Here is a 22900-nt window from a genome sequence, read left to right as displayed (position 1 = left end):
CGGTACACCGCCCAAACGGTCCCAGTCAGCACCCGCCGATCCAGCGGCCGCTCGGTGCCGGCAGTGCCCGCGATTCCGCGGCTGCGGCAGCAGCTCAAGCCCGGCCAATGCACAGCGCCGCCGGTACCGCGGCCACTCGCTCCCGGTCAGAGCCTGCGGCTCCACCGCCGCAACAGCGACCCCAGGCCCGTGAGCGCGCAAGATTCCGCTGGTGCAACAGCAGCCCAGGCCCGGTCAACGCGCACGGTTCCGCTGGTGCCGGGTCACGTCGATGAGGGCCGCTCCGGACACCGCCCACGTCTCGCGACCCAGGCGCCTTGCGTGGCGCTCCTGGATCGCCGTCAGATCTCGGCCTGGCCACTTGGCCTGGGGCTGACCAGCTTGGCTCTGCGGTCCGCCGCGTCCGGGCGGCGCTCGACGTAGCCCAAGGTCTCCAGCCGTCGATCAGCTTGCCGATCACCTGCTTGTGCCGGCCCGACAGGCGGGACAGCTCCGGCGCGCTCTCCAGGTGGGCCAGTACCGCGCCGTGGCGGGGGTGCAGGTCGGCGAAGCCTCGGGCGGCCGGCCTCGCGAAGAACTCACCCTGCGCCGCGAACAGCAGCCGCCCGGGCTGGACGCCTGGATCCGGGTCGGATTCGGCCCGCGGGACGTCGGCCGGGAGGTTCGCCGCTCGCACCACCGCGAACAGGGAGTGTAGTCGCGCTGCCAATTATTCCGCGGGCAGTGTGATGAGCGTATGGCCCGATCCGAATCCGGGTTCCCGGCCGGATTTGGAACGAGTCCGTTATTCGGCCGGTGCGAATGTCTCGCGAATGCCCGATGTCCGGGATGAAGCAGCTCCGAATTCTTCACCGTCACCGAGCTGACGATCCCGGCGATCGCGGCTTCGGCGTCCGGATCGCACGGGTTGGCGCCTGGCGGTCACTGGAACAGACCAATTTCGGCCCGGCTGAACCGAGCAAGATCTCCCGGCCCTACCGGCGGGTGCTAGCGGCGCGCGAGCATCGGAACCTCCGTGCTGACCCCGGGATGTGGCCATGAAACGGATCGCCGTCCTCTTGCTCCTGGCCGTCGCCTGCCTGGTTCCGACGTCGAGTGCCGACGCCGGGCAGACCGGGCTGCGGGCCGCCGATCCGAGCGTGCTGCGCGTCGGTTCCACCTACTTCGCCGCGCAGTCCACCGGGGGCGGGATCGCCGTGCGGCAGGGTTCCTCCCCCGACGCCGCGGCGAGTGCGCCCGCCCGGCAGGTCTGGTCCGACACCCGGGGCCGCGGCGAGGTGTGGGCGCCGGAGATCGTCGTCGACGGCGGGCGGTTCTACATCTACTTCTCGGCCGGGACCGGCACCGCGCACCGGATGTACGTCATCAGCTCCGCCGTCGCCGACAGCGGGTACACCGCCGAGACGCAGCTCGCGCTGCCCGACGGCAAGTGGGCCATCGACGGCACGCTGTTCACCTTCGGCGGGCAACGCTGGTTCGTCTGGTCGGGCTGGGCCGGCGACACGAACGTCGAGCAGAACCTCTACCTCGCCCGGATGAGCGGCCCGACGACGCCGACCGGCGCGCGGTACGTCATCTCGCAGCCGCGCGAGAGCTGGGAACGCGTGGTGGGCAACCCCTTCATCAACGAGGCGCCCACGGCGATCAAGGACCCCAACGGGCAGCTGCACATCGTCTACTCCACCAACGGCAGCTGGAGCGACCAATACTGCCTCGGCGAGGTCCGGCTGCGCGCCGGCGGCGACCCCACCTACGTCTGGGACTGGTACAAGTCGAACGGCTGCCTGTTCGGCTCCCACCGCGAGACGATGATGGCCGGCTGGGACCCGACCCTGCACGTCGACGGGCCGGGCAGCCACAGCTTCGTCCTGCTCAACGGCGACATCGCGACGAGCCCGCCCGCCGGGCCGAAGTTCCCGCTGATGTACCACGCCGTGGCCAAGGGCACGCCGTACTCGTGGGCGAACCGCTACTGGTACTCGGGCACGTTCTGCTGGTGGGGCTCGACGACCTACCGCCGGGCCAACGTCCCGGGCGCGACCACCGACACCGGCTGGAGCCTCAAGTTCTTCGAGTGACGTCCGGTATGCCGCGAATGCCGGGACCCGGGCGAACGGCGTAGGCGAATCCGGCCAACGGCCCAGGTCGTCGTGGGTACCGTGGGCCCGTGGGCACCCTCGGCATTCACCTGCTCGGTCCGCTGCTCGTGCGGGTCGACGGCGAAACCGTGCCCGTGCCCGGCGGCCGCCCCGCCGCGCTGCTGGCCGTCCTCGCGCTGGCCGGCGGCCGGCCGGTGACCACGGACGCGCTGGTGGAGCAGATCTGGGGCGACCGGCTCGGCGACACGCGCAACGCCGTCGCCGTCGGCGTCTCCCGGCTGCGCAAGGTGCTCGGCGCCGGCGCGGTGGTGGCCGAGGGCGGTGGCTACCGGCTGACCGTGCCCGCCGGGGACATCGACGTCAGCCGGTTCACCGAGCTGGTGGAAGCGCCGGACGGGCCGCCGCGCGCCCGGCTGGCCCGCGTCGAGGACGCGCTCGCGCTGTGGCGGGGCGAGCCGCTGGCCGGCGTCGGCATCGACCTGCCGATCGCCGTCGGGCACCTGCGCGAACTGCGGCTGCGGGCCCAGGAACTGGCCGCCGAGCTGCGGCTCGAGCTCGACGAACATCACCGCGTCGCCGCCGAGCTGCCGGCGCTGGTGGCCGCGTACCCACTGCGCGAGCGGTTCACCACGCTGCTGATGACCGCGCAGTACCGGTGCGGCCGCCAAAGTGAGGCGCTGCAAGCCTTCGAGCACCTGCGCAAGACGCTCGCCGACGAGCTGGGCGTCGACCCCGGACCCGGCGCGCGCCGGATGCACCAGCGGATCCTGGAGGCCGACCCCGAGCTCGACGCCGGTGGCGGCCGCGCGGTGCCCGCCCAGCTGCCGCCGCCACCCCCGCGGCTGGTCGGCCGGGCCGCGGAACTGGCCGCGCTGGACGAGCTGACGAGCGGTGAGCCGTCGATCGGGATCGTCACCGGCCCGGCCGGCGTCGGCAAGACCGCGCTGACCCTGGCCTGGGCGCACGCCGTGCGCGGCGACCTGCCCGGCGGCCAGCTCTACCTCGACCTCAACGGGTTCGGCCCCGGCGAACCGCTGTCGCCGGAAGACGCCGTCACCACGCTGCTGCAGGGGCTGGCCGTCACCGAGGCCGAAGCCGCCGGGACGCTCGAAGCGCATTCGGCCCGGTTGCGGACGGCGCTGGCGGGCCGGCGGCTGCTGCTCGTGCTCGACAACGCCCGCGACAGCGCGCAGGTCCTGCCACTGCTGCCCGGTTCCGGGTGCGTCACCGTCGTCACCAGCCGCGCCCGGCTGCCCGAGCTGAGCGGCCGGCACGCGGCCCGCCGGCTGGTGCTCGACGCGCTCGGCCCCGCCGACTCCGTCCGGCTCCTGGGCAGTGTCGCCGGGCACCACCGGATGGCCGCCGACCCGGCCGCCACCCGCCGGATCGCCGACCTGTGCGACCGGGTGCCGCTGGCCACGGTCATCCTCGCCGAGCGGATCGCGCGCAGCCCGGACGTGCCCGTCGCGGAGCTGGCCGCCGAACTGGCCGACGAGCAACGGCGGCTGGACGCCCTCGAAGTCGGCGGCGACCTCGCGGTGAGCATGCGCGTCGCCCTCGGCTGGTCCTACGGCGCGCTCCCGGAGGCCACGCGGGCGTTCCTGCGCGCGGTCGGGGCACATCCCGTCGCGGAGTTCGACCTGGCCGCCGCGGCCGCCGCGGCGGGCATCCCGTGCGCGCACGCGCGTCACGCCGTCGACGAGCTGACCGGCCTCCACCTGGCGCGGCGGGTCACCGGCAGCCGGGTCGCGCTGCACGACCTCGTCCGCGAATATGCCGGGGAACTGTTGCAGGGCAAGGAACGCACGGCCGCGCTCGCCCGGCTGCTCGCCTGGTACCAGCACACCGTCGCCGCGGCGTGCACGGCGCTCGACGTCCGGGCCCGGCCGAATCCCCTGCCGCCGGCCGGCGACGTGACGCCGTTGCGCTTCGGCACCCGCGCGGACGCCTTGCGCTGGTGCGAAACCGAAGGCCGCGCGGTGCTCGCGCTCGCCGGCACCGCCGCGCGCGCCGGGCTGCACGACGCCGTCGGCTCGCTCGCCGGGCTCTACTGGACCTACCTCGACCTGCGGGGCCGGCCGCACGAGGTCCGCGCCATCTGCCGGCTCGCGCTGGACGCCGCCCGCGCGCAGGGTGACGTCGTCGCCGAGGCCCTGCACCTGAACCGGCTCGGCATCGCGCACCTGCTGCTGGGCGAGTTCGCCGTCGCCGAGGAACACGGCCGCGCCGCGCTCGCCCTCGACCGCGCCCGGGAGGACCACGCGGCCGAAGCGGAAACCCTCGTCCACCTGGCCCGGATCCTGATCGGCGCCGACCGGCCGGCCGACGCGATCCCGCTGTGCCGCCAGGCCCTCGCCCGCCTCGCCCGGCCGGAGACCGGCTGGCGCGCGTGGAACAACCTCGCCACGGCCCAGCAGGACGCCGGTCACCCGGCCGACGCCCTGCAGTCGATCGAGCGGGCGCTGCACGCCGCCGACCTCCTCGCCGACACCGGCGACCGGCAGCAGACGCTGGACGCCGTCGGGATGCGCGCGTATTCGCGCGACACCCGCGGCCACATCCTGCTGCGGCTGCACCGCAACGCCGACGCCCTCGCGGACTTCCGCCACGCCCACCACACCGCCGTCGAACTCGGCGAGTGGCGCCTGGAAGCGGTAGCCCTGATCGGGGTGGGCCGGGCACTGCACATCCAGGGCCGCACCGACCACGCGCACCAGACGTGGGCGAAGGCCCTGGACGTCTACCTGGACGTGGAGGCCCACACGGCGGCGGCTTCCCTGCGCGAGACACTGGTGACGTGCTGCACCTCGGCGGCGGCCTCCTGACCTGACCGGCACCGGGCAGGTGCCGGCCAGGCCGTCGGTACCGGCGTCAGGGCCGGATGACCCAGGTGTTGCGCCCGAGGTCACCGCATCCCGCGTCCCCGATCGTGCTGCCGAACGAGAACTCGGAGTGCGAGCCCTTGATGCTGCGGTTGATGAGGTACGTCCACGACTTCCCGGCGGCCAGGTACGGAGCCGGCAGGTTGAAGTAGCCACCGTCGTCGATCTGCCTGAGGTAGTTCACGTTGTAGGGCTGCGCGGTCTTGTTGGCGATGGTGATCCGGCGCAGGTAGGACCCGCCGGCCACCCAGTGACCTTCGAAGGTGAAGTCGACCTCGCCGGCGTAGGGCGCGTCACAGTGCCAGGACGGGTAGATGTAGGCCTTGACCGCGTTGTACCCCTCGCTCGTCTTCGCGTACTGCGAGGCGTAGTAGTTGCGCTGCCCGTTGGCCGCGCCGGCCTGTCCCGTGCCGAGCAGCGCCAGGATCGCGGCCAGGACGACGGGAATCAGCATCTTCAGTTTCGTTTTCACACAAAGCTCCCCATGAGTCAGTTGCAGCCGTGGGCGTTCGGTGCCACGGAGCTCGCCCGGTTGTTTTCACCCGCGTCGAGGTTCGACTTGGCCCCCGAGAACACGTCGACGAGGTTGCCGGCGTAGCCGTAGCGATCGCAGAGCGCGAAGGTCCCGGCGCTGCGGTCCCACACGGACGAGACCGTGTTGTCGATGCCCTGCTGCCGCAGGTCGGGTGACCCGTGGTGGAAGTAGGCGATGGTGCCGCCGCCGTTGGCATCGGCGAAGACGCAGAAGTAGCCGCTGGGACAGCGCGCGTAGCCGGTCGCCGCTTCGGCCGGTGCGGCCGCGGTGACGAGTGGTACCGCGGCGGCGACCGTGAGCAAGACCAGCCGGCTGATTCGGTGCTGCATATACCTCCTTGATCGCTGGAACACCCACGATCACCGAGGAGGCTTTCCGAATCCTGTCACCGCGATTTCACGCGGTGACGACGCCGGGCGACAATGGTCTTCGACGGCGGGGAAGGGCGGTGCGGACGTGGGAAAGCGCGTGCTCGGCGTCGATCTGCACCTCGACGTCGGGACCGGGAGCCGGGCGCTCGAAGCAGCGCTGCGGGACGCCGTCTCCTCCGGGCGGCTGCCCGCCGGGACCAAGCTGCCCGGCTCGCGCAGTCTCGCCCAGGACCTCGGGGTCGCGCGGGGCACCGTCGTCGAGGCGTACGCGCAGCTCGTGGCCGAAGGGCGGCTCGTCAGCGCGACCGGCTCCGGCACCCGCGTCGCCGCTACCCGGCTGCCCGGGAAACCCGTGCCGGAGACGCCGTCGCGGGGCGGCTTCGACCTGCGTCCCGGGCGGCCGGATCTCAGCCTGTTCCCGCGCACTCTGTGGGCCGCGAGCGTCCGGCGGACGCTCGCCGCGGCGAGCCGCGAAAGCATGGACTACAGCGATCCCGCCGGGCTGAAGGGCCTGCGCGAAGCCGTCGCGACCTACCTCGCCCGCGCCCGGGGCGTGCACGTCGACGCCGGGGCCGTCGTGGTCACCAGTGGCTTCACGCACGGGCTGGCGGTGCTGGCCCGCGCCCTGCGCGACACCGGCGTCCGCACGATCGGCACCGAGGACCCCGGGCTCGCCCACCACCGGACCGTGATCCGCGCGGCCGGGCTGGCGACCACGCCCCTGACCGTCGACGCGGAAGGCGCCGCCCTCCCCGAAGACGCGGGCGCCGCCCTGCTGACGCCCGCCCACCAGCACCCGCGCGGCGTGGTGCTGAGCCCGGGCCGGCGGGCCGCGTTCCTCGGGTGGGCGCGCGAGCACGACGGGATCGTCGTCGAGGACGACTACGACGGCGAGTTCCGGTACGACCAGAACCCCGTCGGTGCTCTGCAGGCCCAGGCGCCGGACCACGTCGTCTTCGCCGGCAGCACCAGCAAAACGCTCGCGCCCGGGCTGCGGATCGGCTGGCTGGTCGTGCCCGAACGGCTGCGCATCCCCGTGCTCGACGCCGTCGCCGCTACCGGCGCCACGGTCGGCACGCCCGCCCAGCTGGCGATCGCCGACCTGCTCGACCGCGGCGACTACGACCGGCACGTCCGCCGCGCCCGCCAGGTCTACCGGAAACGGCGGACCGAGCTGGCCGCCCGCCTCGCCCCGTTGGACGGCATCCCCGCCGGGCTGCACGCGCTCCTGCCGCTCGCGTCCCGGCAGGAGGAGAAGCGTGTCATCGACGCCGGTCTCGCGGCGGGCCTGCGGCTGCAGGGGATCAACGCCGCCGGCTACTGGCATTCCGCCGAGCGCCCCGAGGCCGGGCTGATCATCGGGTACGCGACGCCGCCGCAGCACGCGTGGCGGCCGGCCTTGGACGCACTGGCCGAGCTGCTCGCCGACGCCGCGATCAAGCCCTGGTGAACCCGGCGCGCCAGGACGTCCCGGCTGCCCAGCCCAGCTGCCGCGCGCGGCCGTTGGCGGCCCCGCGGGCCCACCCGGCGCGTTCGCCGGCCACGCGCCGGGGTTCTGGCGCGCCGACGCCGGCGCAGAAGACGGGCACCCAGTCGTGGCCCGCCGCGGGCTCGTCGTCGCAGACGTTGACCGCGCCCGACGGCCAGTCCAGCGCCGCGACGGCGGCGGTCGCGGCGTCGTCGACGTGGACGAAACTGGAGACATCCCCGGTGGCGGGCAGGTTTCCGGCCTGAGCGAGCTGCGCCATCAGCGCACCGGGTTCGTACCAGGTGCCCGGGCCGTGCAGCGTGCCGTAGCGGAGCACGACCCATTCGGGCAGCTCGGCGACGGCGGCCTCCAGCGACGCGACGCCGTCGACCGTGCCACGCCGTTCGGGCGCGGCGCCGAGGTCGAGCGGCGTCTCCTCGGTCGCAAGACCGGTGCCGGGTTCGCAGGCCCACGAGATGCTCTGGGCGACGATCCGCCGGACGCCCGCCGCGAGCGCCGCGTCGACGAGGTTGCGCGTGCCGGCCGTGCGCACCTTCGCGTTGGCCACGCGATCCCCGGCGCCGAGGTCGGTGAGCTGGTGCAGCACGACGTCGGGCCGGGCATCGCGAACCAGGGAGGCGAGCCCGGCGGCGTCGTACACATCGCCGACCACGGCGGTCGCGCCCAGCGCTTCGACCCGGGCGGCGGAATGCCGCGTCAGGCCGACGACGTCGTGCCCCCGGGCGACCAGCGCGGGAACCACCCGGCGGCCGACGGCGCCGGACGCCCCGGCGAGGAAGATCCGCATCATCGCCCCCTGCCCGCCAGCTCTTCGGCGCTGACGAACGTCAGCATCTCCTGGCCGGGCGCGCAGATCATCACCACGACGAACCGGCTCCACCGGTCGGCGAGGTGGTTCGCCGCCTGGTAGTGGATCACGTCGCCGCCGGGTTCCCAGAACGCTTCACCCGCTTTGATGACGCGTTCGGGCTCACCTTCGAGTTCGAAGACCATCTCGCCTTCGAGCATGTACCCGAAGACGGGCCCGGAGTGCCGGTGCGGCGGCGTCCCCGCGTCCCCCGGCGGCAGCTCGATCGTGGCGGTCATCACGTGCGCACCGTCCGGAATGGACGGAGCCTGCGAGGCGAGCATCGTGAGCACGGAGCTGGTCCGCGGTGGTGCACCAGTCATGGCACCCACGCTAAGCCCGGTGATCACCCGACGGCTGGTCCACTTCCGGGTGCTCGGGTTGGACCGCTTTCAGCCCGCCTGACCGAACGCGAACAACCGCCGGTGCTCCCGTGGTGACACGTTCGTCGCGCGGCGGAATTGTGCTCGCAGGTTGGCCGCCGTGCCCAGGCCGACGGCCCGGGCGATCTCCTCGATCGGCCGGTCCGAGTTCTCCAGCAGCTCCTTCGCCCGCGCGATCCGCTGCTCGCGCAGCCACGACAGCGGCGGCAGGCCCGTCCGCTCGCGGAAGCGGCGGTGGAACGTGCGCTCCGACATGCGGGCCCGCTCGGCCATGTCCCGCACGGACAGGTTCTCCCCCAACGCTGTGAGCAGCCACTGCTGGGCCCGCGCGATGACGTCGTCGCCGGGTGGCACCACCTTCTTCTCGACGAACTGCTGCTGGCCGTCCGGCGATCGCGGGGCCATCACGATGCGGCGCGAGACGTGCCGCGCCGCCGTGGCGCCGAGGTCGCGGTGCAGGACGTGCAGGCACAGGTCGACGCCGGCCGTCACGCCGCCGGACGTGAGCACCGTGCCGGTCTCGGCGACGAGCAGCGACCCGTCCACCGTCACCGCCGGGAACCGGGCCGCCAGGTCGTCGCAGAGCGACCAGTGCGTCGTCACGGTCAGGCCGTCGAGGACACCGGCGGCCGCCAGCGCGAACGCGCCCGAGCAGATCGAGATCATCCGGGCGCCCCGCCGGTGCGCGGCGGCGACGGCCCGCACCACCGCCCCGGGCAGCTCGCGCTCGGCCGCACCCGCGTAACCGGGCACGATCACCGTGGCCGCCTTGCGCAGCAGGTCGAGGCCGCCGTCGGGGACCACGGACGTCCCGCCCGCGACCAGCACCGGGCGACCGTCGGCCGACGCGGTCACGACGTCGTAGGCCTCCGGTGCCTCCCGTGCGAAGACGTGCAACGGGATCGCGTAGTCCAGCGGGAGCACTTCGTCGAGCAGGACGACGACCATCCGGTGCCGGGTCATGGCAGGATCGTAGCGCTTGTCGGCAGTGCTGCCACTTCTCGGCGAGGACGCGAGCGCCCAGACTTTCCGCCATGACCACCAAGACCATCGTTCTCGTCCACGGCGCCCTGACCGACGCCTCGGTGTGGCGCCACGTCTCCGCGACCCTGCAGGCCGACGGCCACCAGGTGCTCGCACCGGCCCTGCCCCTGCGCTCCCTGGACGGCGACGTCGCCTACCTGCGCCGGTTCCTCGACACGCTGCCCGGCCCGCTGGTCGTCGCCGGCCACTCCTACGCCGGCTCCGTCGTCTCCGCGCCGGACGCGCTCACCCCGGCGGTGCGGGCCCTCGTGTTCGTCGCCGCGTTCCAGCAGGACGCCGGTGAGACGGCCGGTGAGCTGAACGGCAAGTTCCCCGGCAGCCTGCTCGGCCCCGACAACCTGCTCGTCCGCGACTACCCGGGTGGTCAGGAGGCCTACCTGCGGCCCGAGATGTTCGCCCCGGCCTACGCCGCCGACGTCGAGCCGGCCGAGGCGCGGGTGCTGGCCGCCGCCCAGCGTCCCTTCGACCCGACCGCGCTCTCGCAGACCTTCGACCGGACCGCCACCTGGCGGACGCTGCCGTCCTGGGCCGTGATCGCGACGGCGGACCGGTCGATCCCGACGGAAGCCCAGCGGTGGATGGCCGGACGCGCGGGCTCGACGATCACCGAGGTCGACGCGTCCCACGCGGTTCCGCTCTCACAGCCCGACGTGGTCGCGCGGGCGATCGTCGAGTCCACAAAGGACGTCACCGCTCCGTACTCCGGCTGAGGTCTTCCCACCGCGCGAAGTCACGTCGCAGGGAGTCGAGTTTGCCGCGCGCCACCTTCAGCGCGGCTGTGCCGAGGAGCAGCCGCAACGGCGGCTCGTCGGCCGCCAGCACGGTGACGATCGCCTCCGCGGCGCGCGCCGGGTCGCCGGGCTGGCTGCCGTACGTGGCCAAGGTCGCTTCACGGCGTTTGCCGGCCGTCTCGGCGTAGTCGTCGATGCGGATCGGGGACTGCTTCATCGACGGGCCGGACCAGTTCGTGCGGAACGCGCCGGGCTCCACGATGGTCACGCCGATGCCCAGCGGCGCCACCTCGGCGGCCAGGGACTCCGACAAGCCTTCCACGGCGAACTTGGTCGCGTGGTAGTAGCCCGTGCCCCCGAAACCGGCCAGGCCGCCGAGGGACGAGACGGTGACGACGTGGCCGGAGCGCCGGGCGCGCATGCCCGGGAGCACCGCCTTGGTCACGTCGGCGAGCCCGAAGACGTTGGTGTCGAACAGCGCGCGCACCTCGGCGTCGTCGCCTTCTTCGACGGCGGCGAGGTAGCCGTGACCGGCGTTGTTGACCAGGACGTCGATCCGGCCGAACTCCTCTTCGGCGCGCTTGACCGCAGCGGCGACTTGCGCGGGGTTCGTGACGTCGAGGGTGAGGGCGATCGCGCGATCGCCGTGGCGGCCGACGAGGTCCGCGACGGTCCGCGGGTCGCGGGCGGTGACCGCCGCTCGCCACCCGCGTTCGAGGACGTGGGTGGCGAGCGCGCGGCCGAGGCCGGTGGAGCAGCCGGTGATGAACCAGACCGGGGATTCGGTGAGTGTCATGGGAGCCACGCTCGCCCCGGCCGGCCCCGGCCACCAGCCGTCGGGTCTTCCTGGGACCGCTGGTACCAGGCACATCCGGTGCCGGCAGCGCACACTGGATCCCATGGCGAACGCGGACTTCGGGCAGGCGGTGCGGCGCTGGCGTGGCCGGGTCGCGCCGGACACCGCCGGGCTGCCCGCCGGCGGCCACCGGCGGGCGGCCGGCCTGCGGCGTGAGGAACTGACCCTGCTGGCCGGGATCTCCGCCGACTACGTCACGCGGCTCGAGCAGGGCCGCGCGTCGCACCCGTCCGCCCAGGTCGTCGAAACCCTGGCCCGGGCGCTGCGCCTGTCACAGCCCGAGCGGGAACACCTGTTCCACCTGGCCGGGCTCACGCCGCCCGGCCCCGACACCGTGCCCGCGTACCTCACCCCGAGCGTCCAGCGCCTGCTGGACCGGCTCACCGGGACGCCCGCCGCCGTCTACGACGCGGCCTGGACGCTCCTGGTCGCGAACCCGCCGTACGCGGCGCTGCTGGGTGACCCGTCCGGGTGGCGCGGGCACGAGCGCAACGCCGTGTGGCGCAACCTGATCGGCCCCGGCACCCGCGTCCGGCACACGCCGGAGTCGCAGCGCGCTGTGGAAGCCATACTGGTGGCCGACCTGCGGGCCGCCGCCGGCCGCTACCCCGCCGACCGCGGCCTGCGGCGGCTGGTCGCCGAGCTGCGCGCGCACAGCGACCGGTTCGGCGAGCTGTGGGACTCGGGCGCGGTCGGTCACCACGAGGCCGCGCGGAAGATCGTCGACCACCCGCACGCGGGACCGGTGACGCTGGACTGCGACACGCTCACCGTGGCCGGCAGCGACCAGCGCGTCATGCTCTACACGGCCGAGCCCGGCACCGAAGACGCCGAACGCCTCGCGCTGGTCACCGTGCTCGGCACGCAGGCCCTCACGGGCTAGCCTTCCCGTACATGGCACACACCGCGCCGGTGACCAGCGCCTGGTGCGCGGCCCCGAGATCCGGCTCGAGGAGCCCTTGCTGCTCGGTGACGAACACCTCGGCCGTGCGCGTTCCCGTGCGGTCGGAGAAGAGGTCGGACCGGTAGCCCGGAATGCCGCCCGTGTGGCCGAAAACCAGACCGCACGGCGTGTTCAGCTGCGCCAGCCCCAGCCCGTAACTCCCGGCCGGCGGATTCGCCGGGTCGACCGGGATCATCGTCGTCATCTCCCGCAACTGTGCCGCCGGCAGCAGCCGGCCGGAGAGCAACGCCGTGAGGAACCGGTCCCAGTCCCGCGCGGTCGACACGACCCCGCCCGCGGCGCCCGCCCAGTCCGGGTCGACCCCGGTGACGTCGGCATGCCCATCGTGTTCCGGGCCGGCGAACCGGATCCCGGCCGGCAGGTCCGGGATCAGCGCCTTCAGGTGCTCGGCGTCGGGTTCGTAGCCGTGCGCGAGGTCCCGGCGGTCCGGGGAGCCGTAGTACGTGTCCTTCAGGCCGAGCGGCTCGATGATCCGCTGCCGGAACAGCGCAGGCAGGGTCTTGCCGGTGGCCTTCTCCAGCACGAGCCCCAGCGCGACGTAGTTCGTGTTGCTGTAGGACCACTTTTCGCCCGGCGGGAACAACGCGGGGTGCCGGGTGCCCGCGGCCAGCAGCTGTTCCGCCGTCCACGGCCGCGACTGGAGACCGAACACCGACTGCAGGACCTCCTCGTCGTCGGTGTTGTCGAACAGTCCGCTGGTGTGCTGGAGCAGCATCTTCAGCGTGATCGCGCCGCCGTCCGGCACCAGGCCGGGCAGCCACTTCTCCACCGGCTCGGCCAGGCCGAGCCGCTTCTCGCCGACGAGCTGCAGCACCATGGTCGCGACCATGGTCTTGGTGTTCGACCCGACCCGCAGCTCGTCACCGGCCCTCAGCCGGTGGTCGGCCGTGGTCCACGGCGCTTGCCGGGCCAGCTCGACCGGTGGCCCGTGACCGGTGCCGACGCGGACCACGACGCCCGGCGCCCCCGCGTCCACCGTCCGCTGGACCAGCGCGGCCAGCCCGTCTCTCATACTCGGTGCCGCGTCGGCGACGACCGCGTTCCCGGCCGAAACCGCGGCGACCACCGCGGCGATCAAGAGCATTCGTTTCACCATCCCGCTTTTCTACCGAGACGCCCGCGCGCTCACGACCCCGCCGGCGAGAGTCCTCGTGGTGGGGTAGGCCCTACCGGTGCGCGGCGATCTCGTCGCTGGTCGTCACCCACACGCCGGGGTGGCCGACGATGTACGCCAGCGCCTGCTCGACGTACTTCACCCGGAACGCCTGCCCCGAGACGTACGGGTGCAGCGACAACGCCATCACCCGCCCGCCGGCCGCCGAGTCCGCGTAGAGCTGGTCGAACTGGTCCCGCACGACCTGGACGTAGTCGGGCCCCGTCATGCTCTTGACGTGGAACAGCTGGGTGTCGGCGAGCTCGAGGGTGTACGGCACGGACCGCAGACCGGGGACGTTCAGCGCGTACGGCTGGTCGTCGTTGGTCCAGTCGAGCAGGTAGTCGACGCCCAGTTCGGCGAGCAGCCGCGGGGTGGCGAACGTCTCGGTCAGCCCCGGTGAGAGCCACCCGCGCGGCCGCCGGCCGGTCGTTTTCTCGATGCTGTCGAGGATCCCGGTGAGGAACGCGCGTTCTTCGTCCTCGGCCATTCCGGTCTGCGGGATCGAGTTCGACTTCCCGTGGGCGAGCCAGGCCCAATCGCGGTCCCGGCCCGCTTCGACGATCCGCGGGTACCGCTCGCCCGCGTCGGAGTTCAGCAGCGCGCTGGCCCGGATCCCCTGCCGGTCGAGGACGTCGATCAGCCGCCAGATCCCGACGCGGGCGCCGTAGTCGCGCCACCCGTAGTTCATCGGGTCCGGCACCAGCTTCGCCGTCGCTTCGTTGAAACTGACCGACGGGCGGTCGACGGAGAAGTGCTCGATGTTGAGGCCCACGTAGAACGCCACGCGGGCGTCGCCGGGCCAGCGCACCGGGGCGCGGTCGACGATGGGGTCGTAGCCGAAGAGTTCGATGTCCACGGCGCTCACCGCTCCAGCGGGACGGCGATGCCGCCGCCGTAACGCCGCTGTTCGGCCTCGTCGAGCATCGCGGCCGCCACCGTGGCGCGGCTGACGCGCGCGGGGAAGAACCGCCGCGGCGCGGACTCCAGCGGCACCGTGCGCCGGGCCGGGCTGAGGTCGCCGTCGGACAGCGGCCCCGCGTGGAACACCGTGCCGCCGCCCCGGAGCACGATCGCGTCCGCTGTGGTGCGGTCGTCCAGCTCCTTGCGCATGAACGTCTTCAGCAGCCCGCGGGTGAACGCGCCGGCGTGCGGTGCCGAATCGCCGGTGCCGAACGCGGCGAGCCAGACGACGAAGTCGGGTCCGGCGTCGACGGCCGCGCGAGCACCCGCCGTCAGCACGCCGGGCGCGCCGGTGATGCCCAGTCCGGACAGGACGGTCCGGGCGCCCTTGAGCGCGCGGCCGATGGAGTCCGGGTCGAGGACGTCACCCGCGACGCGTTTCAGCCGGCCGGACGGCGGCAGCGTGATCCGGTCCGGGTCGCGGGCGACGGCGGTGACGGTGTGCCCGCGCGCCAGGCCCTGCCGCACGAGTTCGGTCCCGGTGGCGCCGGTGGCGCCGAGAATCGTGAGTTCCACGGCGGTTCCCTTCAGTTCACTGTGGACAGAGTGGCCAGCGCCGCGGCGTGGAGCGCGGGCGCGCTGGCGAGGATGTCGGCGCTGCCGGGCCGCCACGGCCGGCCGGCGAGGTCGGTCACGGTCCCGCCCGCCTCGGTGATGAACAACGCGCCGGCGGCGACGCCGGGCAGCGTGGGCCGGTACTGCCAGAAGAGGTCGGCGTGCCCGGCCGCGACGAGCAGCATCGGGAACGTCGAGGGCACGGTCGCGCGGACCAGCAGCGCGGCGCCGAGCATCGTCGTGATCGACTCGCCGATGCGCCGGTAGGTGTCGCTCTGGCCGGCCTCGGCCTGGCCGGTGGTGGCGATGGCGGCCCCGAGCTCGGCCTTGGCGGACACGCTCAGACGCCGGCCGTTCGCGAACGCGCCGCCGCCGCGGACCGCGCTGTGCACGACGTCGGGGACGGGCTGGTACACGGCGGCGAGCACCGGGACGCCGTCGCGGAGCAGGGTCGCGCTGACGCACCACTCCGGCAGCCCGTGCACGTGGTTGACGTTGCCCTCGACCGCGTCCACGGCCCACCACTCACCCGGCGGCAGCTCGGTGGTCTCCAGCTCGTCGGTCAGCCACTTCGCTTGCGGCCGGGCCGCGGCGAGCGCGCGCCGCAGCTCGTCGTTCGAGGTCCGCTCGTTCTCCCCGGCCGCGGCGAGCAGGCCGGCGCGATCGGCGGGACGAGCGTCCTCGGAGTAGCGCGCCAGCAGACGGCGACCGGCGTCCCGCACGGCGGCGATGGCGGCCTCGAGCACTGCGGCGTCCTCGATCGTGTTCTCTTCGACGGTCATGACGTTCCTGTTCTGCCAAGGGGAAGAAGCTGTTGTCTCCGACCGTAGGCAGAACCGCCGATGACTTCAAATGAATGCTTTGCACTCGTTGATTTACCCAGACGCAATCCACATCGCCGCGTCGAGAAGAAGACCGGGCGGCGCGGCCGACGCACCATCGGATCATGACCGAACCCACGCGCCGGCTCCTCGGGCAAGGAGCGCGGTTCGTCCTGGTCGGCTCGGCCGTCACGGCCGGGAACTTCGTCGTCTACTGGCTGCTGCGGACCACCCTCGCCCCGCTGCCCGCCAACCTGGTCGCCACCGCCGTGACCACCTTCGCCGGCACGGAGCTGCACCGGCGGTTCACCTTCCCCGGCGCGACGGCGGTGCCCGGCCGCAAGACCGTGCAGAACCTGGCGAGCTGGGCGTGGTCCAGCGGGGCCACCTCGGTGGGCCTGCTCGTGCTCCCGCTGCTCGTTCCCGAGCCGGGCCCGCTGCTGGAGGGGCTGGCCGTCGTGCTGATCGGCACCACCGGCGGGATCGGCCGGTTCGCGGCGCTGCGCTGGTGGGTCCTGCCGGTCCGCCGCCCGGCCTGAGCGGCCACAGTACGATCCGCGGCATGTACCTGGACCTGAACCTCCTGACGGCGCTGGACGCGCTGCTCGAGGAGGGCAGCGTCGCCGCGGCCGCCGACCGCCTGCACCTGTCGTCGCCCGCGATGAGCCGGACGCTCGGCCGGATCCGCAGGACGACCGGCGACCAGATCCTCGTCCGCACGGGCCGGACGATGACGCCGACGCCGTACGCGCTGGAGATCCGGGCGCAGGTCCGCGATCTGGTGCAGCAGGCCGAAAGCGTGCTCGCGCCCGACCGCGCGCTCGACCTCGCCGAGCTCGACCGGGTCTTCACGGTGATCTGCCACGACGCGATCACCACCGCGCTGGGCCCCCGGCTCATCGCCGCGGTCCACCGCGACGCGCCGAACGCCCGGCTGCGGCTGCTGGCGGAAGGCCGGGCGGACACCCAGGAACTGCGCCGGGGCCAGGTCGACCTGGAGCTCGGCAGCGCGGCGCCGGACTCCCCCGAGATCCGGTCGGAGCTGTTCTTCGAGGACCGCCTGGTGCTGGCCGTCGCGCCGGATCACCCCTTCGCCACGCGAAAACCGACCCTGCGCCGCTACGCCGAGGCGTTGCACCTGCGGATCACCCGGCGAGGCCGGCTCCACGACCCGATGGACGACGCCCTGGCCGAGCACGGTCTCGAACGCCGGGTCGTCGCGACGACCCCGACCACCACGTCGGCGCTGAGCGTCGTGCGGCTCGGCGAGTGCGTCGTGGCCGTGCCCGAACGCATGTGCGCGGGCATGATCGACGCGCTGGGCCTGGTGACCGTGCCGCTCCCGATGCCGGTGCCCCCGGCGCCGCTGGTGGGTTCCTGGCACCAGCGCTACGAGAACGACAAGGCGCACCGGTGGCTCCGGGACCGGGTCCGCGAAGCGTTGCGAGACCTCGGGTAGCCGGCACCGCGGCCGCCTCCACGGCTGCGGCAAGCCGTCGACCGCGGCCCGACGTGGACGTGCAGGCGGAAGACGGTCCGGGGCGCGGCCGCGCCCTTCGACGTGGTGAGTTCGCGGCAGGCCGTTCGGCCACCAGCTCGGCGGCGCGGCGCATCACCGCAGCGGTGACCGCGGGGCCGGTGCCGCCGCGGCGCAGAGCCCACCGGTGGCTCCGGGACCGGGTCCGCGAAGCGTTGCGGGACCTCGGGTAGCCGGCACCGTGGCCGCCGAAAGTACGATTCCACCCCGCACATCTGATACCCCGGGTTGATCCCCGCCCGGTGAAACCGTGCCACGGTCGCGTCCTCCACACCTTTCGGGAGGACTTCAGATGCCAGGTTTCCGAGCCGGACTGGTCGTGACGATCGCGGCCCTCGTGGCGGCCGCGACGCCCGCCGCGGCCGCCGACGACCCGCTCGCGCCCTACACCGGACAGCAGCTCACCTGGGGCGCGTGCGCGTTCACGCCCGCGGCCGACGCGAGACCGGCCGAGTGCGCGCTGGTCACCGTCCCGCGCGACTGGGCGAACCCCGCCGCGGGCGTTGACCTCCAGGTCTCGATCAGCCGCGTCGCGGCCACCGGGCAGCGGCTCGGCGCGCTCCTGGTCAACCCCGGCGGGCCGGGCGGGCAGGGCACTTCGCTCGCCGGCGCGCTGGCCGGTCTCGAACCGTCGGTGAACCAGCTCTACGACCTGATCGGCATGGACCCGCGCGGGACCGGCCGCGAAGGCAGCGACGACCACGGCTTCCAGTGCCAGGTCCCGACCGGGCGGCTGCCGGCCGGGCTCGACGCGCGGGACCGGTCGGCGCGGAGCGTCGCGCTGCACCAGCAGTCGCCGCGCGCCATCGCCGAGGCGTGCCAGAGCAACGCGCTCACGCCGTACGTCACGACGTGGCAGACCGCGCACGACATGGACCTGATCCGCACGCTGCTGGGCGACGAGAAGCTGAACTACCTCGGCTACTCCTACGGGACCTGGCTCGGCGCGAAGTACGCGTCGCTGTTCCCGGAGCACACCGGCAAGACCGTGCTCGACTCCAGCGTGAACTTCGAAGGCCGGCTCCAGGCCGACTTCGAGGCGTTCCCGGTGATCGACCAGCGCCAGTTCGACGACGTCTACCTGCCGTGGGTCGTGCGCCGCTACGGCGACCAGCTCGGCACGAGCGTCGCCGAGGTGAAGGCGGAGATCGAGCGGATCCGCGCCTTCTACAAGACCCAGGGCGTGGACGGCGACTCGTTCGACCGGATCTTCGTCGGCAACGGCAGCCAGTTCCAGTGGTACCTCGGCGTGCTGGTCCTGGTCCTCGGCGCGAACTCCCTGGAGCCCGGCGGCGCGGCTCCGGGTGACGAGCTGGATGCGGTGTCCCGCAGCGCTTTCGGCGTCCCGGCGGCGCAGCTGACGGTCGCGAAGGTCGCGGCCACCGTGCCCGACTACACCGCGGTCTCCGGCACCCGGTACGCCGTGGCCTGCGGTGACCAGCCGACGCGGTCCGCCGCCTGGTACCAGCGGCTCAGCGACCGGCAGGGCTCGCAGTACCCGTTGTACGGCTGGCTCTACGGCCTCAGCGAGCCGTGCGGGTTCTGGTCCGACGCGCCGCAGCACACGTTGCCGAACCTGCCGGCGCAAGTCGCGAAGAACGTGCTCGTCGTCCAGGGCGAGTTCGACCCGCAGACCGGGTACGAGCAGGCGAAGGCGGCCTCGCGCGCGGCCGGCGTCCCGCTGGTGTCGGTGGACGACTCGCCGTTCCACGGCCAGTACGCCCTGTCCGGCAACCCGTGCGTCGACGGGATGGTGAACACGTTCCTCACCAGGAACTCCCGGCCGGGCAGTGTCACCTGCCCCGGCGTGCCACTGCCGGACGAAGACGCCGTCCACCCGGTCACGGGTCCGCTGGGCGCCGCGCACAGCAGCCTCACCACGCGGCTCAGTGACGCGCATTCCGTGCTGCGCAACGAGGTTCAGCGCCAGGTCAGCGCGCTGAACTGACACCTCCCGGGACGGCTGCTTCGGGCGGGCAGCCGTCCCGGGCTCAGCCCTGGACGGTCGGGCGGAGGACGATCTCGCCGATTTCGACGTCGTGCGGCTGCTCGATAGCGAACGCGACCGCGCGGGCGACGGCCTCCGGCGCGATGGCGAACTCGTCGATGCCGCGCTGGATCTCCGCCCGCACCTCGAGGTTGTCGATCGATCCCGCGAGGTCGGTCCGGACGAACCCGGGCGACACCGCCGTGGTCCGCAGCACGCCGTCGGTCGACTCCTGCCGCAGGCCTTCCAGCAGCGTGCGGACGGCGTTCTTGGTGCCGGCGTAGACCGCCATCGTGGGCGTGATCTTCAGGCCGGACGTCGACACCGTCGTCACCAGGTGCCCGCGGCCCTGGCGCCGGAACACCGGCAGCGCCGCGGCGATCCCGTGCAGCACGCCGCGCAGGTTGACGTCGATCATCGCGGACCAGCCGTCGACGTCGAGGTCCGCCATCGGGCCGATCTTGCTGATGCCGGCGTTGCTCACGAGCACGTCGAGCCGGCCGAACTCCGCGACGGCCCGGGCGACGAGCCGGTCGAGGTCTTCCCGGACGGTGACGTCGGTGGTGCACACGATCGCGCGGCCACCCCGGGCGCGGATGTCCCCGGCGACCTGTTCGAGGCGGTCCGTCCGGCGCGCGCCCAGGACGACGGCCGCTCCGCGGTCGGCGAGGGTGCGCGCGATGGCCTCGCCGATGCCGCCGCTCGCTCCGGTGACCGCGACGACCTTGCCGTCGATTTCCGACATGAAGAGCCTCCTGGCGATTGATGTGGACAAGTGTCCGCTTGTTTCGACGCTAGCGGACACTTGTCCACTTGTCCACCGGGCTCAGCTGTTCACCGGGCTCAGCGGACGGCGAACCCGCCGTCGACGGTGAGGATGCTGCCGGTGACCCAGGTGCTGGCCGGCGAGACGAGGTAGAGCGCCGCGGCGGCGACGTCGGCCGGAAGGCCGATCCGGCCCGCCGGGTACGAGCGCCGGACGTAGTCGTCATAGTCCGCGCGCTGGTCGTCGCTCATCGGACCGAGGAAGCGCCGCTCGAACGCCGGGGTGCGGACCGACCCCGGCACGATGGCGTTGACCCGCACCCCGGCCGGCCCCAGCTCGCTGGCCAGCGCCTGGGTGAACGAGTTGAGCGCGCCGCGCGTCGCGGAGTACACCGACGCCGGGCGGCCGTCGACCATCTTCGTGCCCCAGTAGCTGGAGATGTTGACGACGTTCCCCCGCGCCGCGACGAGCCCGGGCAGCAGCCGCCGGACCAGCCGGAACGGCACGCCGAGGTTGACCCGCACCATCGCGTCGAAGTCGGCGTCGGTGGTGTCCTCGAGGGCTTTCAGGTGGGTGACCCCCGCGTTGTTGACGACGATGTCGACGGCGAGATCGGCGGGGAGCGCGGCCAGGGCGTCCGGCTCGGCGAGATCGACGGCGACCGTCCGCACGGACGCGCCGTGCAGCCGCGCCGCGACGGCGTCGAGCTTGCCGGGGTCGCGCGCCAGGAGGACGAGGTCCGCGCCTTCCCGCGCGAAGGCGTCGGCGATCCCGAGGCCGATCCCCTCGCTGCCGCCGGTGATCAGCGCAGTCTTGCCGGTCAAGCTGCCCATGAATGCCCTGCTTCCCAGACGGAGAGTCGTTCTCCGTTTCACCGTAGCACTAGACGGAGAGCGGTTCTCCGTCTAGTGCTAGGCTCGGGAAATGGCCAGGGAGATGCGATCCGACGCGCGCCGCAGCGCCGAGCTGGTGATCGCGGCCGCGCGGACGGCCATCGCCGACCACGGGCTGGCGGTGTCGACCAACGAGATCGTCAAGCGCGCCGGGGTCGGGCCCGCGACGTTCTACCGGCGCTTCCCGTCGCGCCACGCGCTGCTGGAGGCGGTGCTGCTGGAAGTCGTCGGCGAGCTGGTGGAGCAGGCCCGCGAAGCCGCGGAAGCCCCCGATCCGTGGACCGGCTTCGCCGAACTGGTGCGCGCGCTCGCGTCGGCACAGGCGGAGAACAGGGGCCTGTCGGACGCCTTGGCGGCCGAGCCCGGGGAGAGCGGCCCCGCGGTGGCCGAGGCGTTCGCCGTCCTGCGCGACCACGTCCGCGCGGTCACCGAGCGCGCCCGGGAAGCCGGCGCGCTCCGCCCCGACGTCGCCTGGCAGGACGTCCCGTTCCTGGCCGGCGCGGCCGCCGGGATGTCCCCGCACTGCCTGGGCCTCGACGCGGCGAAGAGCGGCCGCGACCGCGTCATCGCCATCACCCTCGACGGCTTGCGCGCCCCGGGCCGCGACCCCCTACCGGGCGCCCCACCGACCTAGGCTTGGGTGCGCAGCCGGTGCGCCTGCTCGCGGGTCTCGTCGTTCATCGGGAAGAAGCACTCGATGCGCAGTTCCTGCAGCGTCACGTCCTGCGGCGTGCCGAGCGTGGTCACCGTCGAGAAGTAGTCGAACCGCCGGTCCCCCAGCGCGTACCGGATCGGCACGATCGGCAGCACCGGCGTCGCCGCGTCCAGCGACCGCAGCGACTTCGGCACCCCGGGGTAGTCCAGCACCTCGTCGAGGATGCGCTGGGCCCGCTCGTCGGCGACGCCGCCGATCGCCTCCCGGCGCGCCCGCCGGACCAGGGCCTCGGCGACCTCCGGCCAGTTCGTCACGCGCTGCCGGACGCCGTCCGGGTGGAACATCCGGCGCAGCACGTTCGCCGGGCCGGGCGCGGCCTTCGGCTGCCCGTCCTGGAGAAGGGCGAAGAACCGGCGCGCGGCGGTGTTGGTGTGCCGGATGTCCCAGCTGCGGTCCATCACCAGCGCCGGGAACGGCTCCTGCTGCGCCAGGATCGTGTCGAGTGCGTCCCGGACGGCGGCCAGCGACGGCGCGTCCAGTTCGGACTCCGGGTACTCCGGCGCGAACCCGGCCTTGAGCAGCAGGGTGTTGCGTTCGCGCAGGGGTACGTCGAGCACCTCGGCGAGCTTGAGGACCATGGCACGGCTGGGGTTCGCGCGGCCGGTCTCCAGGAAGCACAGGTGGCGGATCGACACGGCGGCCTCGGCGGCGAGGGCCAGCTGGCTCAGCCGCCGGGCGCCGCGCCAGTGTTTCAGCAGTGGACCGACGTCAGACACGGCTCGAGTATCCCGCGGTCCACGCGTGCGGGCGCACCGCCGCCTCCAGCGCGGGCCGGGCGAGGTTCGCGGTGTAGTTCGTCATCGCCGAGATCGCCACCCCGGTGATCACCTCGAACACCTGCTCCCCGGTGAAGCCGGCCGCGGTGAACGCCGCGACGTCGGCGTCGTCGAGGTGCCCGCGCTTCTCGATGAACGCGCGGGTGAGCGCCGACAGCGCCGCCATCCGCGGGTCGGCGGGTCGCTCCCCGCGGCGCAGGGCCTCGACGACGTCCGGTTCGACGCCGTCCGCGAGCGACTCCAGCGTGTGGAACGCGACGGCCCACTCGCTGCCGTTCGCGACGGCGTTGGTCAGCAGCAGCACCTGCCGCTCGTCCGGGCCGAACGTGCCACCGCCGCGGAAGTGCCCGAACGCCGAGAAGAAGGTGTTCAGCAACGCCGGCGAGTTCGCCATCAGCCCGGCCGCGGCCGGGACGAACCCGAACGCTCCCTGCAGGACGGTCAACGGCTCCTTGGCGGCTTCGGGTGCGGTGTCGGCGGTGTGGATCGGGTAACTGGTCATGAACCGAGTCTGGGCCGGTCGCGACGTCGAT

Annotated in this window: 24 protein-coding genes; 10 read left to right on the top strand and 14 right to left on the bottom strand. The window is 73.3% G+C overall.

All coding sequences use genetic code 11. The features are described 5' to 3' along the window. The first annotated feature begins 508 nt into the window (after positions 1-508). The 3 genes from MUY22_RS21695 (at position 509) to MUY22_RS21685 (ending at position 4924) form a co-directional block, all read left to right on the top strand. Positions 509-697 carry a hypothetical protein gene (locus MUY22_RS21695; RefSeq protein WP_247062039.1) on the top strand — a complete coding sequence of 63 codons (189 nt, stop codon included), beginning with the start codon at positions 509-511 and terminating at the stop codon, positions 695-697. Positions 698-1037: 340 nt separating this feature from the next. Next, the gene (locus MUY22_RS21690; protein WP_247062037.1) at positions 1038-2078 is read left to right on the top strand and encodes a glycoside hydrolase family 43 protein; all 1041 of its coding nucleotides are present in this window, start codon (positions 1038-1040) and stop codon (positions 2076-2078) included. An 89-nt stretch (positions 2079-2167) separates the two neighbouring features. Further along, a complete protein-coding gene (locus MUY22_RS21685; RefSeq protein ID WP_247062036.1) occupies positions 2168-4924 on the top strand; it encodes a BTAD domain-containing putative transcriptional regulator in 2757 nt (918 codons plus the stop codon). A gap of 46 nt (positions 4925-4970) precedes the next feature. On the opposite strand, the gene MUY22_RS21680 is transcribed toward MUY22_RS21685, so the two are convergent. Beyond that, positions 4971-5453, bottom strand: coding sequence for a hypothetical protein (locus tag MUY22_RS21680; protein ID WP_247062035.1), 483 nt, complete (start codon positions 5451-5453; stop codon positions 4971-4973). Positions 5454-5470: 17 nt separating this feature from the next. Then, entirely contained in the window at positions 5471-5845 is a 375-nt protein-coding gene (locus MUY22_RS21675) for a peptidase inhibitor family I36 protein (protein WP_247062034.1), read from the bottom strand. A gap of 127 nt (positions 5846-5972) precedes the next feature. Here MUY22_RS21675 and MUY22_RS21670 point away from each other — a divergent pair, with 127 nt between their 5' ends. After that, the gene (locus MUY22_RS21670) at positions 5973-7337 is read left to right on the top strand and encodes a PLP-dependent aminotransferase family protein (protein ID WP_247062033.1); all 1365 of its coding nucleotides are present in this window, start codon (positions 5973-5975) and stop codon (positions 7335-7337) included. On the opposite strand, the gene MUY22_RS21665 is transcribed toward MUY22_RS21670, so the two are convergent. From MUY22_RS21665 to MUY22_RS21655, 3 genes are all read right to left on the bottom strand, one after another. Continuing rightward, positions 7324-8166 carry an NAD(P)-dependent oxidoreductase gene (locus MUY22_RS21665; protein ID WP_247062032.1) on the bottom strand — a complete coding sequence of 281 codons (843 nt, stop codon included), beginning with the start codon at positions 8164-8166 and terminating at the stop codon, positions 7324-7326. The genes MUY22_RS21670 and MUY22_RS21665 overlap by 14 nt on opposite strands. Then, on the bottom strand, positions 8163-8546 hold the full coding sequence (locus tag MUY22_RS21660; RefSeq protein ID WP_247062031.1) for a cupin domain-containing protein: 384 nt from the start codon (positions 8544-8546) through the stop codon (positions 8163-8165). The genes MUY22_RS21665 and MUY22_RS21660 overlap by 4 nt, the downstream gene beginning before the upstream one ends. A gap of 69 nt (positions 8547-8615) precedes the next feature. Next, positions 8616-9569, bottom strand: a complete 954-nt coding sequence (locus MUY22_RS21655; protein WP_247062030.1) for a GlxA family transcriptional regulator — start codon at positions 9567-9569, stop codon at positions 8616-8618. A gap of 71 nt (positions 9570-9640) precedes the next feature. On the opposite strand from MUY22_RS21655, the gene MUY22_RS21650 reads away from it, so the two are divergent. After that, entirely contained in the window at positions 9641-10360 is a 720-nt protein-coding gene (locus MUY22_RS21650) for an alpha/beta fold hydrolase (protein ID WP_247062029.1), read from the top strand. Here the strand turns inward: MUY22_RS21650 and MUY22_RS21645 are convergent. Further along, positions 10338-11177, bottom strand: a complete 840-nt coding sequence (locus tag MUY22_RS21645) for an oxidoreductase (RefSeq protein WP_247062028.1) — start codon at positions 11175-11177, stop codon at positions 10338-10340. The two genes, MUY22_RS21650 and MUY22_RS21645, sit on opposite strands and share 23 nt — an antisense overlap. Before the next feature lie 103 nt (positions 11178-11280). Between MUY22_RS21645 and MUY22_RS21640 the strand changes: the two genes are divergently transcribed. After that, entirely contained in the window at positions 11281-12120 is an 840-nt protein-coding gene (locus MUY22_RS21640; RefSeq protein ID WP_247062026.1) for a helix-turn-helix transcriptional regulator, read from the top strand. Here MUY22_RS21640 and MUY22_RS21635 read toward each other — a convergent pair. The 4 genes from MUY22_RS21635 to MUY22_RS21620 form a co-directional block, all read right to left on the bottom strand. Further along, positions 12110-13285 carry a serine hydrolase gene (locus tag MUY22_RS21635; protein ID WP_247062024.1) on the bottom strand — a complete coding sequence of 392 codons (1176 nt, stop codon included), beginning with the start codon at positions 13283-13285 and terminating at the stop codon, positions 12110-12112. The two genes, MUY22_RS21640 and MUY22_RS21635, sit on opposite strands and share 11 nt — an antisense overlap. An 82-nt stretch (positions 13286-13367) precedes the next feature. After that, positions 13368-14213: a polysaccharide deacetylase family protein gene (locus MUY22_RS21630; RefSeq protein ID WP_247062023.1), complete on the bottom strand. Its 846-nt coding sequence runs from the start codon at positions 14211-14213 to the stop codon at positions 13368-13370. Between the two features lie 5 nt (positions 14214-14218). Then, positions 14219-14833: an NAD(P)-dependent oxidoreductase gene (locus MUY22_RS21625; protein ID WP_247062021.1), complete on the bottom strand. Its 615-nt coding sequence runs from the start codon at positions 14831-14833 to the stop codon at positions 14219-14221. Positions 14834-14844: 11 nt separating this feature from the next. Continuing rightward, positions 14845-15654 carry an inositol monophosphatase family protein gene (locus MUY22_RS21620; protein ID WP_247062019.1) on the bottom strand — a complete coding sequence of 270 codons (810 nt, stop codon included), beginning with the start codon at positions 15652-15654 and terminating at the stop codon, positions 14845-14847. A 164-nt stretch (positions 15655-15818) separates the two neighbouring features. Between MUY22_RS21620 and MUY22_RS21615 the strand changes: the two genes are divergently transcribed. The 3 genes from MUY22_RS21615 to MUY22_RS21605 all read left to right on the top strand — a co-directional run bounded on the left by MUY22_RS21615 (position 15819) and on the right by MUY22_RS21605 (position 19178). Further along, on the top strand, positions 15819-16232 hold the full coding sequence (locus MUY22_RS21615) for a GtrA family protein (protein ID WP_247062018.1): 414 nt from the start codon (positions 15819-15821) through the stop codon (positions 16230-16232). A 23-nt stretch (positions 16233-16255) separates the two neighbouring features. Next, positions 16256-17152 (top strand): LysR family transcriptional regulator, encoded by an 897-nt coding sequence (locus MUY22_RS21610; RefSeq protein WP_247062016.1) that lies wholly within the window; start codon positions 16256-16258, stop codon positions 17150-17152. Positions 17153-17522: 370 nt separating this feature from the next. Then, positions 17523-19178: an alpha/beta hydrolase gene (locus MUY22_RS21605; RefSeq protein ID WP_247062014.1), complete on the top strand. Its 1656-nt coding sequence runs from the start codon at positions 17523-17525 to the stop codon at positions 19176-19178. A gap of 43 nt (positions 19179-19221) precedes the next feature. On the opposite strand, the gene MUY22_RS21600 is transcribed toward MUY22_RS21605, so the two are convergent. Both MUY22_RS21600 and MUY22_RS21595 read right to left on the bottom strand, forming a co-directional pair. After that, positions 19222-19962 (bottom strand): SDR family oxidoreductase, encoded by a 741-nt coding sequence (locus tag MUY22_RS21600; protein WP_247062012.1) that lies wholly within the window; start codon positions 19960-19962, stop codon positions 19222-19224. A gap of 98 nt (positions 19963-20060) precedes the next feature. After that, positions 20061-20816, bottom strand: a complete 756-nt coding sequence (locus MUY22_RS21595) for an SDR family NAD(P)-dependent oxidoreductase (protein WP_247062010.1) — start codon at positions 20814-20816, stop codon at positions 20061-20063. A 91-nt stretch (positions 20817-20907) separates the two neighbouring features. On the opposite strand from MUY22_RS21595, the gene MUY22_RS21590 reads away from it, so the two are divergent. Then, positions 20908-21510: a TetR/AcrR family transcriptional regulator gene (locus MUY22_RS21590; RefSeq protein WP_247062008.1), complete on the top strand. Its 603-nt coding sequence runs from the start codon at positions 20908-20910 to the stop codon at positions 21508-21510. Here MUY22_RS21590 and MUY22_RS21585 read toward each other — a convergent pair. Beyond that, positions 21507-22307 carry a helix-turn-helix domain-containing protein gene (locus tag MUY22_RS21585; protein ID WP_247062007.1) on the bottom strand — a complete coding sequence of 267 codons (801 nt, stop codon included), beginning with the start codon at positions 22305-22307 and terminating at the stop codon, positions 21507-21509. The genes MUY22_RS21590 and MUY22_RS21585 overlap by 4 nt on opposite strands. Then, positions 22300-22869 (bottom strand): carboxymuconolactone decarboxylase family protein, encoded by a 570-nt coding sequence (locus MUY22_RS21580; protein ID WP_247062006.1) that lies wholly within the window; start codon positions 22867-22869, stop codon positions 22300-22302. The genes MUY22_RS21585 and MUY22_RS21580 overlap by 8 nt, the downstream gene beginning before the upstream one ends. Positions 22870-22900 lie beyond the last annotated feature (31 nt).

It is taken from the genome of Amycolatopsis sp. WQ 127309, assembly GCF_023023025.1.
Classification (GTDB): Bacteria; Actinomycetota; Actinomycetes; order Mycobacteriales; family Pseudonocardiaceae; genus Amycolatopsis.
The sequence above is the reverse complement of the archived record's forward strand: the minus strand, read 5'-3'. Positions and strand labels throughout refer to the sequence as shown.

What these genes read in the sequence shown, in the direction of transcription:
- MUY22_RS21600 (WP_247062012.1), bottom strand. Translation starts at nt 19,962, where the DNA reads ATGTCGGAAATCGACGGCAAGGTCGTCGCGGTCACCGGAGCGAGCGGC.
- MUY22_RS21660 (WP_247062031.1), bottom strand. Translation starts at nt 8,546, where the DNA reads ATGACTGGTGCACCACCGCGGACCAGCTCCGTGCTCACGATGCTCGCC.
- MUY22_RS21645 (WP_247062028.1), bottom strand. Translation starts at nt 11,177, where the DNA reads ATGACACTCACCGAATCCCCGGTCTGGTTCATCACCGGCTGCTCCACC.
- MUY22_RS21690 (WP_247062037.1), top strand. Translation starts at nt 1,038, where the DNA reads ATGAAACGGATCGCCGTCCTCTTGCTCCTGGCCGTCGCCTGCCTGGTT.
- MUY22_RS21580 (WP_247062006.1), bottom strand. Translation starts at nt 22,869, where the DNA reads ATGACCAGTTACCCGATCCACACCGCCGACACCGCACCCGAAGCCGCC.
- MUY22_RS21665 (WP_247062032.1), bottom strand. Translation starts at nt 8,166, where the DNA reads ATGATGCGGATCTTCCTCGCCGGGGCGTCCGGCGCCGTCGGCCGCCGG.
- MUY22_RS21620 (WP_247062019.1), bottom strand. Translation starts at nt 15,654, where the DNA reads ATGACCGTCGAAGAGAACACGATCGAGGACGCCGCAGTGCTCGAGGCC.
- MUY22_RS21635 (WP_247062024.1), bottom strand. Translation starts at nt 13,285, where the DNA reads ATGCTCTTGATCGCCGCGGTGGTCGCCGCGGTTTCGGCCGGGAACGCG.
- MUY22_RS21595 (WP_247062010.1), bottom strand. Translation starts at nt 20,816, where the DNA reads ATGGGCAGCTTGACCGGCAAGACTGCGCTGATCACCGGCGGCAGCGAG.
- MUY22_RS21590 (WP_247062008.1), top strand. Translation starts at nt 20,908, where the DNA reads ATGGCCAGGGAGATGCGATCCGACGCGCGCCGCAGCGCCGAGCTGGTG.
- MUY22_RS21675 (WP_247062034.1), bottom strand. Translation starts at nt 5,845, where the DNA reads ATGCAGCACCGAATCAGCCGGCTGGTCTTGCTCACGGTCGCCGCCGCG.
- MUY22_RS21610 (WP_247062016.1), top strand. Translation starts at nt 16,256, where the DNA reads ATGTACCTGGACCTGAACCTCCTGACGGCGCTGGACGCGCTGCTCGAG.
- MUY22_RS21615 (WP_247062018.1), top strand. Translation starts at nt 15,819, where the DNA reads ATGACCGAACCCACGCGCCGGCTCCTCGGGCAAGGAGCGCGGTTCGTC.
- MUY22_RS21650 (WP_247062029.1), top strand. Translation starts at nt 9,641, where the DNA reads ATGACCACCAAGACCATCGTTCTCGTCCACGGCGCCCTGACCGACGCC.
- MUY22_RS21655 (WP_247062030.1), bottom strand. Translation starts at nt 9,569, where the DNA reads ATGACCCGGCACCGGATGGTCGTCGTCCTGCTCGACGAAGTGCTCCCG.
- MUY22_RS21605 (WP_247062014.1), top strand. Translation starts at nt 17,523, where the DNA reads ATGCCAGGTTTCCGAGCCGGACTGGTCGTGACGATCGCGGCCCTCGTG.
- MUY22_RS21640 (WP_247062026.1), top strand. Translation starts at nt 11,281, where the DNA reads ATGGCGAACGCGGACTTCGGGCAGGCGGTGCGGCGCTGGCGTGGCCGG.